Origin of the sequence: Flavobacterium rarum (SeqCode), assembly GCF_965234445.1 — a bacterium.
Lineage (GTDB): Bacteria > Bacteroidota > Bacteroidia > Flavobacteriales > Flavobacteriaceae > Flavobacterium > Flavobacterium rarum.
In genome coordinates this window covers 22,213-36,739 of sequence record NZ_OZ248480.1, presented here as the reverse complement: position 1 = coordinate 36,739, position 14,527 = coordinate 22,213, and the positions used below count along the sequence as shown (strand labels likewise).

The window sequence follows — 14,527 nt, the reverse complement described above, 5'->3', positions numbered from 1 at the left end:
TAATTATAATTTAAAATAGACCTCTTCAAATGGAATACGGAATCGATCTCCATACACGCCATGTTCTTCTCGAATACCACAACCAAGAATCATAGTAATTTCGGCAGAAGCAGGCAAATTTACAATTTTTTTAACTCTTAAAGAATCAAAACCTTCCATAGGACAAGTGTCGTAATTGATGGCTGCCATACTAATCATAAAGTTTTGAGCAGCAAGTGCTGCGCTTTTGTGCGCTACGATACGCATGTCACTTACTCTTGCTTGTCTGTAAATGGGTTTGAAGATTCCAATAACTTGAAAAATGAGATATTTAATATATCCCAATAGTCCAAAAAAGTCAAAATAAATTGATGGAACTATTTTTTTATAATAATTTAATGCAAATTTTTCTCTTTTAGAATAGTCAGTTTCAGGTTTGTTTCCATATTGCGATTTCAAAAAATCAATATTGGATTGCACTCTTTTTCGCCACAAATCTTTTCGAGCTACAATTATAACCAATTGTTGAGCTGTTTTGGCACCGTTTTGGTCAAAACTAGCTATTGCAATTTGTTCAATAATTTCTGGTGATGTGATGTGATAAAATTCCCAAAGTTGCATGTTGCTACTGGTAGCAGCAAGAGTTGCAAGCTCTATACATTTTTTTACTTTAAGATCATCTATTGGTTCTTTTTTAAAAACTCTTACGGATCGACGGTATTGTATGGCATCACTAACCAATTTTTCGTTTGTTAAAGCCATTTTAATAATTTTTTTAGTGTTTCTATTTTTTTAGAATATGGAGCGTATCTCAGTTTTATGTCCAGCCAGTTTGCTTTTTTCATAACTCCTTTATGATGCGAAAAAGTGTCAAAACTCAATTGACCATGATAAGCACCTATACCACTGTGTCCAACGCCTCCAAAGGGGAGTCTTTTATTTGCAAAATGACTTACGGTATCATTTACGCAACCTCCTCCAAATGAGAAGTCAGTTGTTATCTTTCTAGCAAATTTCTTGTCATCTGTGAAAACATACAATGCTAATGGTTTCTCGTATTTTGAAATAGTTTTGTAGATTTCTTTTTCATCATTATACGTTAAAATTGGTAATATCGGACCAAATATTTCATCTTGCATGAGTAAACTGTCAAGGGAGTTTTCATCGACTAGTGTTGGAGCTATATAGCAATCATCAATATCAGTTTCTCCTCCAAAAATTACTTTTTTCGGTTCAATCATACTACTTAGTCGAAGCCAATTTTTTTTATTTACAATTCGAGCAAAATCTGGAGATTCCTTTGGATTTTTGCCATAAGCTTTTGTTATTTCGTTTTTCATAAAATCAACAAAATGACTTTTCATATCTTCTTGAATCAAAATATAATCAGGAGCGATACAGGTTTGACCTGCATTTAAAAATTTACCCCAAACGATTCTTTTGGCAGCTAGTTTTAAATTGGCTGTTTCATCAATAACACATGGGTTTTTCCCGCCTAATTCAAGTGTTACAGGAGTGAGATGTTCGGCTGCAGCTTTGGCAACTATTTTACCAACTGCTACGCTACCCGTAAAAAAGATATAATCCCAACGTTGAGTTAATAAATTTTGAGTTTCTGCCACTCCGCCTTCAATTACTTTAACATGGTTGTGTGGGAATACTTTTTCTACAATTTTAAGAATGATTGCCGAAGTTTTAGGTGTTAACTCTGAGGGTTTTAAAACCACTTGATTACCTGCAGCAACTGCCGATATCAAAGGACAAAGTGCCAATTGAAAAGGGTAATTCCAAGGAGCTATTATTAAAACTTTGCCATATGGCTCTTTATAAATGTAATCTGTTGAGGGAAAATTAAGTATAGAAGGCCTTATTTTTTTTACTTTAGACCAATTATGTATGTTATTTATGGTGTCTTTTAATTCAGATATAATGTAGCTAGTTTCGGTAGCAATTGACTCAAATGGCGGTTTCTTAAAATCATCATATAGAGCTTGAATGATTTCATTTTCATGTTTGATTATGACATCCAACAGTTTAATTAAAGATTCTTTTCTAGATTTAATATTTGAATTGTAATTCATTGTAATGCAGTTTGTAAGTAGTCTGCAATATAAATTTTATAATTCAAATAAAACATTATTTTACCTGAAAATTTAAATTGCACTCCAAATAACATCTACTGGAGTAGGTGCTATAATAGAAATGTTTTCTTTAGTGACTGGGTGATTAAAAGATAATTTTCTGGCATGCAAATGTATACCTCCATCAGGATTGCTTCGGTCAAAACCATATTTTAAATCTCCTTTTATGGGAGAACCAATAGCAGAAAGTTGAGCCCGTATTTGGTGGTGTCTTCCTGTGTGTAAAAGAATTTCTAATCCAAAATAATTGTCTAGTTCTTTTATAATTTTATATTCTAAACTAGCCAATTTACTTTCGGGAACTTCTTTTAAATGTGCTTTTGAAGTGTTGTTTTTTTCGTTTCTTTTTATATAATGAACTAGTTTGTCTTCGTTCTTGGAAGGCTTGTTTTTTACTACAGCCCAATACGTTTTTTGAGTTTCTCTGCTACTAAACAGTTCATTCATTCTAGTCAAAGCTTTGCTGGTACGAGCAAAAACAACAATTCCTGTAGTTGGTCGGTCTAATCGATGCACCACTCCCAGAAAAACTTCGCCAGGTTTATTGTATTTGTCTTTGATGTATTCTTTTACAACATCGCTTAATGGTTTATCACCCGTTTTGTCCCCTTGCACAATATCACCTACACGTTTATTAACCACGATTAAGTGATTGTCTTCGTGCAGGATTTGCAGATTGGATTTATTTGAAATTATTTTCATTCTGACTACTTAGATTTTTAGATTATTAGACTACTTAGATTTTTTAGAACAGTTAGGCAGCCTAACAATCTAAATAGTCTAATAATCTATTAGTCTATTGATTTTGTGTTAAAGTTGATCTGAATTTTGATGTCATTTTTACAATTTCATCTAGCATAATTATTAATTCATCGGCTTTGTGTATGTTAATAAAACCTAAATCAGATGAAATTAAAAGTTGTGTTTCAATTTCATAAGCTGAACCAATTGAGATTTCTAAGAATCTAGCAAAATCTTTATTCGAATGTCTAGAAGAACCTTCAGCAATATTTGAAGGAATAGATACAGCAGCTCTTCTTAACTGGTTTGTAAGTCCAAATCTTTCTTCACTTGGGAAAGAGGATGTAACTGAATAAATTTTCACACAAAACGTTCTGCTTTTTTTCCAGATTTCTAGTTCTTTAAATCGATGCATTTTATTTGTTTAAGGTTGTTGTTTTTTTATAAAAACTGTTATTAGTTTTTTTGTTCAAAGATATTTAAGCGGTCTAAAAGTCTAACTATCTAAGTAGTCTAACAATCTAAAAGGTCTAAAATTAATACTGTTCGTTTGTATTTGGGAAATCTTCAGATTTTACATCGGCAACATATTGACTTATAGCAGTTGTCATTCCTTCGTATAAATTCATGTAGCGTCTCAAGAAACGAGGACTGAATTCATTATTCATACCCAACATATCGTGAATTACCAATACTTGTCCGTCTACACCGCCACCAGCTCCAATACCGATTACTGGAATCGAAATGCTTTCTGCCACTAATTTTGCCAAATGAGCGGGAATTTTTTCAAGTACTAATGCGAAACAGCCTAATTTTTCAAGTAATTTTGCGTCTTCAATTAGTTTGTCGGCTTCTTCTTCTTCTTTGGCACGAACGGTGTAAGTACCAAATTTATAAATTGACTGTGGCGTTAACCCCAAATGTCCCATAACAGGAATTCCAGCATTTAGGATTTTTTTAATCGATTCTTTGATTTCTTTTCCACCTTCCATTTTTACTGCATGTCCACCACTTTCTTTCATGATTCTAATAGAAGAACGCAAAGCTTCTTTTGGATCTGATTGGTAACTTCCAAAAGGTAAATCAACCACAACCAAAGCTCTTTCTACAGCTCTAACTACTGATGAAGCGTGATAAATCATTTGATCTAATGTGATCGGTAAAGTAGTTTCATGACCTGCCATAACATTCGAAGCAGAGTCACCAACCAGAATTACATCAATTCCAGCAGTATCCACAATTTTGGCCATGGTATAATCATAAGCCGTTAACATAGAGATTTTTTCTCCATTGGATTTCATCTCGATTAAAGACTTAGTAGTAATTCTTTTGTAATCTTTTTTAATTGCAGACATTGTGATTTATGATTTTAATTCCGAAACGATCGGTATTGATTTTAATTTGAGAGTGTAAAAGTAATAAATTGAATTTTTTTAAATTGAATTTTTATAAGGAATATCAAAAAGTAGGCTTATGAAATTATGGGATTATTATTTAACCAAAGTATTTAGAAGAATTTCTATAACAAATAACTAAAACAACTAATTTTGAATAACTAAAACACAAAATATAATTTTGAAAAATATTCTCATTATTGACGACGAAGAAAAATTACGTCATCTTCTAGCTCGAATCATAAAATCGGAAGGTTTCGATGTCTTTGAAGCTTCCGATTTAAAGTCTGGTTTGAAGAAATTGGAAACACTTAATATTGATGTCGTATTGTCTGATGTTAAACTTCCCGATGGTAATGGAGTTGACTTTCTTCAAAAAATAAAAACGGCTTTCCCATTAACAGAAGTCATTTTATTGACCGCTTTCGGTAAAATTTCGGATGGTGTTCAGGCCATGAAAAACGGAGCTTTCGATTATATTGTAAAAGGTGATGATAATGATAAAATTATACCACTATTATACAAAGCTTTGGAAAAAGTTCAGTTACAAAAAAAAGTCAAACAACTCGAAAAACGAATTTCTGATAAATATTCTTTTGATAGCATTATAGGAAAATCAAAAGGTTTGGAGCAAGTTATTGATTTGGCTAAAAAAGTAGCCAAAACCGATTCGACCGTACTTTTGACAGGAGAAACCGGAACAGGAAAAGAAGTTTTTGCGCAAGCCATTCACGAAAACAGTCTTAGAGCTGGAAAATCATTCGTTGCATTAAATTGCAGTACTTTCAGTAAGGAGATTCTGGAAAGTGAATTATTCGGTCACAAGCAAGGCGCTTTTACGGGAGCTACAAAAGACAAAAAAGGTTTTATCGAAGAGGCCAATTGCGGAACTTTATTTTTGGATGAAATAGGGGAGATGCCACTAGAACTGCAAGCCAAATTATTACGGGTTTTAGAAACCAATGAGTACATTCAAATTGGGGACACTACTCCTAGAAAATCCAATTTCCGTCTGATAGCCGCTACCAACCGCGATTTAAAATCAGAAAGTAATGAACACCGTTTTCGCTCGGATTTATATTTTAGATTGAATATTTTCGAAATAAAAATTCCGCCTTTGCGTGAAAGAGTTAAAGATATTGCACCTTTAACGTATTATTTTACAGAGGAATTTTCGTCGAGAGGGAATAAGAAAACATTGACTATCGATCCTGATTTTCTTCATAAATTAGAAAGCTATCATTGGCCAGGAAATGTTCGTGAATTGAGAAATGTGATTGAACGTTCTGTAATTCTGGTGAATGACGATGTTTTGACTCAAGATGTTTTGCCATATGAAATTCAGCACCAAGTAGATAAAAATAATAAATCCTTATCAGCATTTTCTATGGAAAGTGTCGAAAAACTGCACATTCAGAAAGTATTGAACTATACCAAAGGCAACAAAGCCGAAGCCGCGCGTTTACTTGAAATTGGTATTGCAACACTGTATCGAAAATTGGACGAATACAATATTCAATAGGTGTATTTTGAATTTAATTTTGTAAATTAGCTTTATGTTTGAAGAAGAGAAGAAACCACTTGATTTTGTTATTGATAAGTTAACAAACTCGATTGAAAATACAATAACAGCCGAAGTTTTCGACACCTTAATTGTTAAATTATCCGATAAAGATTTGAAAGATATTAGAAAATCTATATGGAGATTTGATTGGACAAAAGAATTAAAGGATAAATCTAAGGAAGTTTACAAGTTAGTTACTGTAAATAATCCAAATATTATTCAAGGATTATTGAGTATAGAAGATAAACAAGATCATATTTTTATGCATTTAATTGAAAGTTCAAATTTCAATACTGGAAAAAATAAAATGTATTTTGGAGTACCTGGGAATTTAGTAGCATTTGCTTGTAAAGTTTCTTTTGAAAAAGAATATGAAGGTTTTGTCGCTTTTGATGCTAAAACTACTTTGATTAAACATTATCAAGAAACACTTTTAGCAACCCATTTTCGAGGTTTAAGAATGTTTATTGAAACTAAAGCAACTATGAAATTAATTAATCATTATTTTAAAAATCACTAAATATGAATATAATTAAAGAACCTAAAGAAATTGATTTTTCTGTAAAATCAGAACCTTGGAGCGAGGAAGAGCTTTTTGAATTTAGAAAAATTATGAATATTGAAAAGCAAAATAATGTAAAAATGAAATCATTAAAAGCGAAAACAAATAAGGAGTTAGCAAAATAATTCCAAATATAATATTCAATAAAAAATTTATCGTTTTGAGAAAAGCCTATCATTTTGATAGGCTTTTTTTATGCCTTTTTTTGGCATGATGATATCAATGTCATAGGAAACAATACTTTATGTTTTTTTGCTTTTTTTGGAACACTTTTTGGCATAAGGGAGAAAGAACAAAATAAACCATTACCAAAATGAAAAATAAAATAGCAACGATTTACGATAAAGCCGAACGCTTTGCCGAAATCACAAAAATTGCAATTATTACCGGAAATATTAACCGAGCCAAAAAATGTTTGGCACTTGCCGAAAGACTGTTCGAAACGGGAAGCAACGAAACCAAAAACGCTATTTCGAATGTATATGTTTTTTCGGTTTCTTCTTTCATGGAAATGCGGCATTGCAGCATTTCGAATCTGTTTCCACAATCGTTGAAGGCGGAATATGTAAAGCACATCAATACCTCTGGAGTATAGAAAAAAGACAATAAGATAATAGAATATAGAAAAAAGAAAAAGCGATTGTATAGAGTAAAATAATTGTAGAATCGTAATCCAGAATTTATTATCTATATGTCTATTCTCTATTTTCTATTCTCTTTTTTCTTAAAAATAACCTTAATTTTTAATAAAATGATAATAACCATTCTTTTACTTGCATTAGGAGCTTTGCTCTTTGCGATTTGTTTTAAATCCGTCGAATTTTTTGAAAAAATCTAAATCATGACAGCACTATTTATTGTCGCACTTGCCGTATTCGGTTATTTGGTTTATGTACTAATCAAACCCGAAAAATTTTAAACTAGAAAAATAGATTTTTAGATTATTGGATATTTAGACTATTAGTCCTGAAACTTTGGGATTGAAATTAAGAGTTCAATATATAATTTCTAAAAATCTAAAAATCTAAAATTCCAATAATCTAAAATCTAATAAATGAACACAGAATTTTTTGGCGTCATTAGTATTTTTATCGTCTCGATAGTTTTGGCTATTCCTTTTGGAAGGTATATAGCCAAAGTGTATTTGGGAGATAAAACAATGCTGGACGCAATTTTCAATCCAATTGAAAAATTTATTTTCAAAATCAGTGGTGTCAATTCTACTGAAGAAATGAACTGGAAGCAATATCTAAAAGCACTTTTAAGTGTGAATATGCTTTGGTTCTTTCTATGCTTTTTAGTGCTAATCTCTCAAGGGGGTTTATCGCTAAATCCAGATAGAAATCCAAATATGTCACCCGATTTGGCATTTAATACCGCTATTTCATTTGTAGTGAACTGTAATTTACAGCACTATTCTGGCGAAACGGGGCTTACATATTTATCACAATTGTTTTTAATGTTCTTGCAATTTGTTTCGGCAGGTACGGGAATAGCAGCCGCTGCAATGGTTTTTGTTGCTATGAGAGAGAAAACTACTGATAAATTAGGAAATTTTTATAATTTTTTCATCAAAAGTTGTACTCGTATCTTGTTGCCTCTTTCTGCTATTGTTGCTGTAGTTCTAGTATTTAGTGGAACTCCAATGACTTTTGAAGGAAAAGATAAAATCGTGACTCTACAAGGTGATACTGTTGAAGTTTCCCGTGGCCCAGCTGCTGCATTTATTGGTATCAAACATATTGGTACAAACGGTGGTGGTTTTTTTGGAGCCAATTCAGCACATCCTTTGGAAAACCCAACTTATTTAACCAATGCAGTTGAATTATGGGCACAATTGATTATTCCTTTTTCGATGATTTTTGCTTTAGGTTTTTATTTAAAGAAAAGAAAATTTTCGTACGTTATTTTTGGAGTAATGACGGTTGGTTTCTTGCTTTTAGTAATACCAACAATTATCAGTGAGCTCAATGGAAATCCAGCGATAGAAAAAATGGGAATTACCCAAGTAACTGGAGCTATGGAAGGCAAGGAAGTTCGTTTTGGATCAGCCGTTACTGGGTTTTGGAGCATTGCAACTACTGTGATTTCTACAGGTTCGGTTAATAGTATGCACGATAGTTCGATGCCAGTTTCTGGTTCAATGCAACTGTTGGCTATGATGGTCAATGCCTTTTATGGCGGTTGTGGAGTAGGATGGCTGAATTTTTACATCTTTATAATTCTCGCTGTATTTATCTCAGGTTTAATGGTAGGTAGAACCCCTGAATTTTTAGGAAAGAAAATCGAGGCTCGTGAAGTGAAAATTGCTGCTTTTATCGCCATTCTTCATCCTTTATTGATATTGGCAGGAACAGCTTTGGCTTCTTATTTTGCTGCAAATGATACGGCAATGGGTTATTGGTTTTCAGGAAACGCCACAGGTTGGTTGAACAATCCTGGTCATCACGGATTTTCAGAAATGCTATATGAATACACTTCGAGTGCAGCCAATAACGGTTCTGGTTTTGAAGGCTTGGGAGACAATAATCCGTTTTGGAATATTACTACTGGAATTGTGTTGCTATTAAGCCGTTTCCTTCCAATCATTGGACCATTAGCGATTGCAGGTTTATTGGCTAACAAAAAATACATTCCAGAAAGTGCAGGAACTTTAAAAACAGATACTACCATTTTTGGTGTGATGGTTTTTGCCGTAATCGCGATTATTGCTGCTTTGTCTTTCTTTCCCGCGTTAGCTTTAGGGCCATTAGCAGAATATTTTACATTAAAATAAAAAAAAGTTAGAAATTAGAAGTTAGAGGTTAGAAGTGAAAAAACTAAAGACCACAAACCATAATCGAATAACATTTAAACATTTAACTCATTTTAAAATGAATAAAAATAAATCCAATTCATTATTTGAGAGTAAGCAGGTAAAAGAGGCATTAGTGCAGTCTTTTCTGAAGCTGAACCCGAAAGTAATGTTCAAAAATCCGGTAATGTTTACCGTAGAAATAGGTACTGCCATTATGTTTGCTGTATGTATCGCCATTTTGTTTGGTACACCCGATCAAGGTAGTTTTGTATATAATTTCATAGTATTCTTAATTTTGTTAGTAACGCTTTTGTTTGCCAATTTTGCCGAGGCCATTGCTGAAGCAAGAGGTAAAGCACAAGCGGACAGTTTGAGAAAAACACGTGAAGAAACACCAGCGCGACAAATTTTGGCCAGTGGCGAAATTAGAAACGTAAGTTCTTCCGCTTTGAAAAAAGGCGATGTTTTCATCTGTGAATCTGGTGATTTAATTGCCACAGATGGTGAAATCATCGAAGGATTGGCCACTATTGATGAAAGTGCTATTACGGGTGAAAGTGCTCCTGTAATTCGAGAATCAGGTGGAGACAAATCATCGGTTACTGGAGGGACCAAAGTATTGTCGGATAAAATTAAAGTAATCGTAACTTCAGAACCAGGAGAAAGTTTCCTTGACAAAATGATTGCTTTGGTAGAAGGCGCAAGCCGTCAAAAAACACCAAACGAAATTGCTTTGACGATTCTGTTGGCAGCTTTTACTTTAATCTTCGTAATTGTTTGTGTGACTTTGAAACCTTTCGCAGATTATGCGAATGCACCAATTACCATTGCAGCTTTCATTTCTCTTTTTGTATGTTTAATACCAACAACTATTGGAGGCTTATTATCTGCGATTGGAATTGCCGGAATGGACAGAGCATTGCGTGCGAACGTAATTACAAAATCTGGAAAAGCGGTAGAAACTGCTGGTGATATTGATGTATTGCTTTTGGATAAAACAGGTACAATCACCATCGGAAATAGAAAAGCAACTAATTTCTATCCTGCAAAAGGAGTTATGCTAGAAGATTTTATCAAGTCTGCGGTATTAAGTTCACTTGCCGATGATACCCCGGAAGGGAAAAGTATTGTAGAATTAGCTGGACCAGATGTATCTCAAAAATTGTCTATTGAAGGTGCTACTTTAATTAAATTTACTGCTGAAACCAGAACGAGTGGAGTGGTTTTAAGAGACGGAACCAACATTCGAAAAGGGGCTCAGGATGCTGCTAAAAATATTGCACTTCAATCAGGTAATGTTTTCCCAGAAGATGTCGCTGAAAGAGTTATTGCTATTTCTTCAAAAGGAGGAACGCCATTAGTAGTTGTTAAAAATAACGAAGTTCAAGGTGTTATTGAATTGCAGGATATCATCAAAACGGGAATGAGAGAACGATTTGAACGGTTGAGAAAAATGGGTGTAAAAACCGTGATGGTTACAGGAGATAATCCGTTGACAGCCAAATTTATTGCAGAAGCAGCCGGTGTGGATGATTTTATTGCCGAAGCCAAACCTGAGGATAAAATGAATTACATCAAAAACGAGCAACAAATGGGTAAACTTGTGGCGATGATGGGTGATGGTACAAATGATGCACCCGCTCTTGCGCAAGCCGATGTTGGTGTTGCTATGAACAGCGGAACTCAAGCTGCTAAAGAAGCAGGTAATATGGTCGATCTAGACAATGATCCAACTAAGTTAATTGAAATTATTGAAATTGGAAAGCAACTCTTGATGACCAGAGGAACGCTCACCACATTCTCTATTGCGAATGATGTTGCCAAATATTTCGCTATCGTTCCTGCACTTTTCATTACGGCTATTCCTGCTTTGCAAGGTTTGAATATTATGCAGTTGCACAGTCCGGAAAGCGCCATTTTATCTGCAGTGATTTTCAATGCGATTATCATTCCGATATTGATTCCGCTAGCGTTGAGAGGGGTTGATTATAAACCGATTGGTGCAGAGGCAATCTTGAAAAGAAACCTTTTGATTTATGGTTTAGGTGGGTTGATTGTTCCGTTTATCGGGATTAAGTTAATTGATTTGGCAGTAGCGTTATTTATGTAACTAAGTTTCTGAGATGCTAAGTTGCTAAGATGCAGAGAAAATAACTTAGAAACTCAGCAACTTAGTATCTTAGAAACTAAAAAAAAACTCAAAATGAAAAATATATTTTCAATACTAAAATTGACCGCAATATTGGTCATTTTATTCTCAGTTATTTATACTATGGCAATTTTAGGAGTTGCACAATTTGCTCCAAACAAGGGAAAAGGAGAAACCATTTCTGTAAATGGAAAAGTGGTTGGTTACCAAAAAATTGGACAAAAATTTGACAAGCCCAATTATTTCTGGGGACGACCATCGGCAGTGGATTACAATGCTGCAGGAAGTGCTGGAAGTAACAAAGGATCAAGCAATCCAGAATATTTGGCATTGGTACAAAAAAGGATCGACACATTTTTGATTGTTCATCCTTATTTAAAAAAATCGGAGATTCCATCGGATATGGTGACAGCTTCGGGTAGTGGTTTGGATCCCAATATTTCTCCGGAAGGCGCTTTGATTCAGGTAAAAAGAGTGGCGAAAGTTAGAAATTTGTCTGAAGAAAAAGTAAAAGCTTTGGTAGAAACCAAAATCAATATACCATCGTTTATGGGAACTGCAACGATAAATGTCCTGGAGTTGAATGTAGCTTTGGATGAGTTGAAATAAAGAAAAATTTCAATAGCAATAGCAATAGCAATAGCAATGTCAATGCGAATCGCAATTTAAACTATAAATGCTAAGATTAAAAATGATGATCTTAAAAAAACGTGATGCCTTAGCCCCGATAGAAGGGAAAATCCTTTTGTTTTTTCTTTTAAAAAACAAAAGATTTGGAATGATAGCGGGATTAGCTCCTAAAAATTATAAAATGAAAAGAATACTAATTACAGCTTTTATAGCTTTTGGTTTTACAACAATTAATGCTCAAGAAGAGTCAAAAAGTCCAATTACATTTTCTGGTTATGTAGATACTTATTATAGTTATGATTTTGGGAAACCGGATAATCATACCAGACCAGGATTTATTTACAGTTACAACAGAGCCAATGAAGTGAATCTGAATTTAGGGATGGCCAAAGTGAATTATACCAAAGAGAATGTTCGTGCCAATTTTGCGCTTATGGCAGGAACGTATGCTCAATACAATATGGCAGCAGAACAAGATTTGCTAAAAAATATTTATGAAGCCAATGTTGGAGTTAAAATTTCTAAAGACAATAATCTTTGGATTGATGCGGGAGTTATGCCGTCGCATATTGGATCTGAAAGCGCGATTGGGAAAGATTGCATGACTTTGACCCGAAGTATTGGTGCTGAAAACTCGCCCTATTATGAATCGGGTGTAAAAATCGGGTACACTTCAAAATCGGAGCAATGGTATTTGGCGGCAATGTATTTAAACGGCTGGCAACGTATTCAAAAAATCGATGGCAATCATACACCAGCTTTTGGAACGCAAATTACATATAAACCAACTTCTGGAGTTGTCTTGAATTGGAGTACTTATGCTGGAAATGAACAACCTGATGCGGATAAGAAATGGCGTTATTTTAACGATTTTTATGGAACATTTAAATTGACGGATAAAACAAGCGTTATCGTAGGTTTTGATATCGGAGCGCAACAATCTGCAAAAGGAAGCAGTGATTATGATTTTTGGTATACTCCATCTGTAATTATTCAATACAAGCCAACGGATAAAATTCAATTGGCAGCCAGAGGAGAATATTACCAAGATGAAAAAGGGGTAATTATCCCAACAGGAACACCAAATGGTTTTAAAACCTATGGTTTCTCGGCAAATTTTGATTATTTGCCTATAGAAAACGTACTATTTAGAATAGAAGCCCGAACTTTGAATAGCAAAGATGATGTCTTTTTGAAGGACAACAATCCAACAAACAGCAATGTGTGTATAACTACATCTTTGGCTATATCAATTTAAAAAAAAAAGACAATAAATTGTAAATTTTTATTGAAAACCATTAAGGAGTTAAGTTTAAAAAAAACTTAATTTCTTAATGGTTTAAAAAGTTTTATTTAAAATGAAATGATTCAACTGTTAGTTTAATTTATGGATAACGAAAAAGAAAATAATGTAAATCACTTTCTGGATTTAATTCAAAAATCACGCAAAGGAAAGTTTAAAGTCTACATTGGGATGAGTGCGGGTGTGGGCAAAACTTTCAGGATGCTTCAGGAAGCGCATACACTGTTGAAAAATGGAATTGATGTAAAAATTGGTTATATCGAAACACACAATCGAAAGGAAACACACGATTTATTGGAAGGATTGCCGGTAATTCCGCGTCGAACTATTTTCTATAAAGGGAAACAGCTCGAGGAAATGGATGTGCAAGCTATTATCAATTTGCGTCCAGAAGTCGTTATTGTAGATGAATTGGCACATACGAACATTGAAGGAAGTAAAAACGAAAAGCGCTGGCAAGATGTTTTGGAGATTTTGGAAGCGGGAATCAATGTCATTTCGGCGGTCAATATTCAGCATATTGAGAGTTTGAACGAAGACGTAAAGCGCATTACAAATGTTGAAGTTCTAGAGCGAGTTCCTGATAATGTGTTGCGATTGGCAGATGAGGTGGTGAATATCGATTTAACTTCGGAAGAATTAATTGCTCGTTTGAAAGAAGGGAAAATTTATACAGCTGATAAAATTCAGACCGCCTTGAACAATTTTTTTAAGTCGGATCAAATTTTGCAATTGCGCGAATTGGCTTTGCGGGAAGTGGCGAGCCAGGTCGTTCGGAAAGTTGAAAGTGAAGTTCCCAAAAATCAGGCCTTACGTTATGAAAAATTATTGGCTTGCATTAGTAGTAACGATAGAACAGCCAAAATTGTCATTCGAAAAACGGCTCGATTGGCCAGTTATTACAATAGTTCCTGGTATGTTTTGTATGTACAGACTCCAAAGGAAAGCAGTGACAAAATTGCTCTTGACAAACAACGCCATTTGATCAATAATTTTAAACTGGCCACACAATTGGGAGCCGAAGTAATAAAAGTGGAAGCCAAAAACATCACTGATGCAATGTTGGAAGTGGTAAAACAAAAGCAAATTACAACGGTTTGTATCGGTAAACCCCATTTCAATTTATTTAAAGTAATTTTGTCTACAACCCTTTTTAGCAGATTATTGAATAATCTATCGTTATCAAATATTGACCTTGTAATTCTATCATAAAATGAAATCGTAATGATTCCAAATCGAAAAAGGACTGAAGAATGGCTACCCAAGC

At 34.0% G+C, this 14,527-nt stretch carries 15 protein-coding genes; 10 read left to right on the top strand and 5 right to left on the bottom strand.

What is annotated here, in order from left to right; translation table 11 throughout:
- Positions 1-3: 3 nt before the first annotated feature.
- The 5 genes from AC8GF4_RS03955 to panB all read right to left on the bottom strand — a co-directional run bounded on the left by AC8GF4_RS03955 (position 4) and on the right by panB (position 4,216).
- Positions 4-741 (bottom strand): nitroreductase family protein, encoded by a 738-nt coding sequence (locus AC8GF4_RS03955; protein WP_506592851.1) that lies wholly within the window; start codon positions 739-741, stop codon positions 4-6.
- On the bottom strand, positions 732-2,060 hold the full coding sequence (locus AC8GF4_RS03950) for an aldehyde dehydrogenase (RefSeq protein WP_506592850.1): 1,329 nt from the start codon (positions 2,058-2,060) through the stop codon (positions 732-734). The genes AC8GF4_RS03955 and AC8GF4_RS03950 overlap by 10 nt, the downstream gene beginning before the upstream one ends.
- Before the next feature lie 72 nt (positions 2,061-2,132).
- On the bottom strand, positions 2,133-2,822 hold the full coding sequence (locus AC8GF4_RS03945) for an RluA family pseudouridine synthase (RefSeq protein WP_506592849.1): 690 nt from the start codon (positions 2,820-2,822) through the stop codon (positions 2,133-2,135).
- Between the two features lie 94 nt (positions 2,823-2,916).
- Positions 2,917-3,276 (bottom strand): four helix bundle protein, encoded by a 360-nt coding sequence (locus AC8GF4_RS03940; RefSeq protein ID WP_506592847.1) that lies wholly within the window; start codon positions 3,274-3,276, stop codon positions 2,917-2,919.
- Between the two features lie 121 nt (positions 3,277-3,397).
- On the bottom strand, positions 3,398-4,216 hold the full coding sequence (gene panB, locus AC8GF4_RS03935) for a 3-methyl-2-oxobutanoate hydroxymethyltransferase (RefSeq protein ID WP_506592846.1): 819 nt from the start codon (positions 4,214-4,216) through the stop codon (positions 3,398-3,400).
- Between the two features lie 217 nt (positions 4,217-4,433).
- Between panB and AC8GF4_RS03930 the strand changes: the two genes are divergently transcribed.
- The 10 genes from AC8GF4_RS03930 (at position 4,434) to AC8GF4_RS03885 (ending at position 14,472) form a co-directional block, all read left to right on the top strand.
- Positions 4,434-5,777: a sigma-54-dependent transcriptional regulator gene (locus tag AC8GF4_RS03930; protein ID WP_506592996.1), complete on the top strand. Its 1,344-nt coding sequence runs from the start codon at positions 4,434-4,436 to the stop codon at positions 5,775-5,777.
- A 34-nt stretch (positions 5,778-5,811) separates the two neighbouring features.
- Positions 5,812-6,339: a hypothetical protein gene (locus tag AC8GF4_RS03925; protein ID WP_506592845.1), complete on the top strand. Its 528-nt coding sequence runs from the start codon at positions 5,812-5,814 to the stop codon at positions 6,337-6,339.
- A gap of 2 nt (positions 6,340-6,341) precedes the next feature.
- Positions 6,342-6,506: a hypothetical protein gene (locus AC8GF4_RS03920; protein WP_506592843.1), complete on the top strand. Its 165-nt coding sequence runs from the start codon at positions 6,342-6,344 to the stop codon at positions 6,504-6,506.
- 188 nt (positions 6,507-6,694) lie between these two features.
- On the top strand, positions 6,695-6,976 hold the full coding sequence (locus AC8GF4_RS03915; protein WP_506592842.1) for a DUF7674 family protein: 282 nt from the start codon (positions 6,695-6,697) through the stop codon (positions 6,974-6,976).
- A gap of 246 nt (positions 6,977-7,222) precedes the next feature.
- The gene (kdpF, locus tag AC8GF4_RS03910; RefSeq protein ID WP_111410498.1) at positions 7,223-7,300 is read left to right on the top strand and encodes a K(+)-transporting ATPase subunit F; all 78 of its coding nucleotides are present in this window, start codon (positions 7,223-7,225) and stop codon (positions 7,298-7,300) included.
- A gap of 135 nt (positions 7,301-7,435) precedes the next feature.
- Positions 7,436-9,157, top strand: a complete 1,722-nt coding sequence (gene kdpA / locus AC8GF4_RS03905) for a potassium-transporting ATPase subunit KdpA (protein WP_506592841.1) — start codon at positions 7,436-7,438, stop codon at positions 9,155-9,157.
- A gap of 97 nt (positions 9,158-9,254) precedes the next feature.
- Positions 9,255-11,288 carry a potassium-transporting ATPase subunit KdpB gene (gene kdpB / locus AC8GF4_RS03900; protein ID WP_506592840.1) on the top strand — a complete coding sequence of 678 codons (2,034 nt, stop codon included), beginning with the start codon at positions 9,255-9,257 and terminating at the stop codon, positions 11,286-11,288.
- 93 nt (positions 11,289-11,381) lie between these two features.
- On the top strand, positions 11,382-11,936 hold the full coding sequence (locus AC8GF4_RS03895; RefSeq protein ID WP_506592839.1) for a K(+)-transporting ATPase subunit C: 555 nt from the start codon (positions 11,382-11,384) through the stop codon (positions 11,934-11,936).
- Positions 11,937-12,138: 202 nt separating this feature from the next.
- The gene (locus AC8GF4_RS03890) at positions 12,139-13,215 is read left to right on the top strand and encodes a porin (protein WP_506592838.1); all 1,077 of its coding nucleotides are present in this window, start codon (positions 12,139-12,141) and stop codon (positions 13,213-13,215) included.
- A 129-nt stretch (positions 13,216-13,344) separates the two neighbouring features.
- Positions 13,345-14,472 carry a sensor protein KdpD gene (locus AC8GF4_RS03885; protein ID WP_506592837.1) on the top strand — a complete coding sequence of 376 codons (1,128 nt, stop codon included), beginning with the start codon at positions 13,345-13,347 and terminating at the stop codon, positions 14,470-14,472.
- Positions 14,473-14,527: the final 55 nt, after the last annotated feature.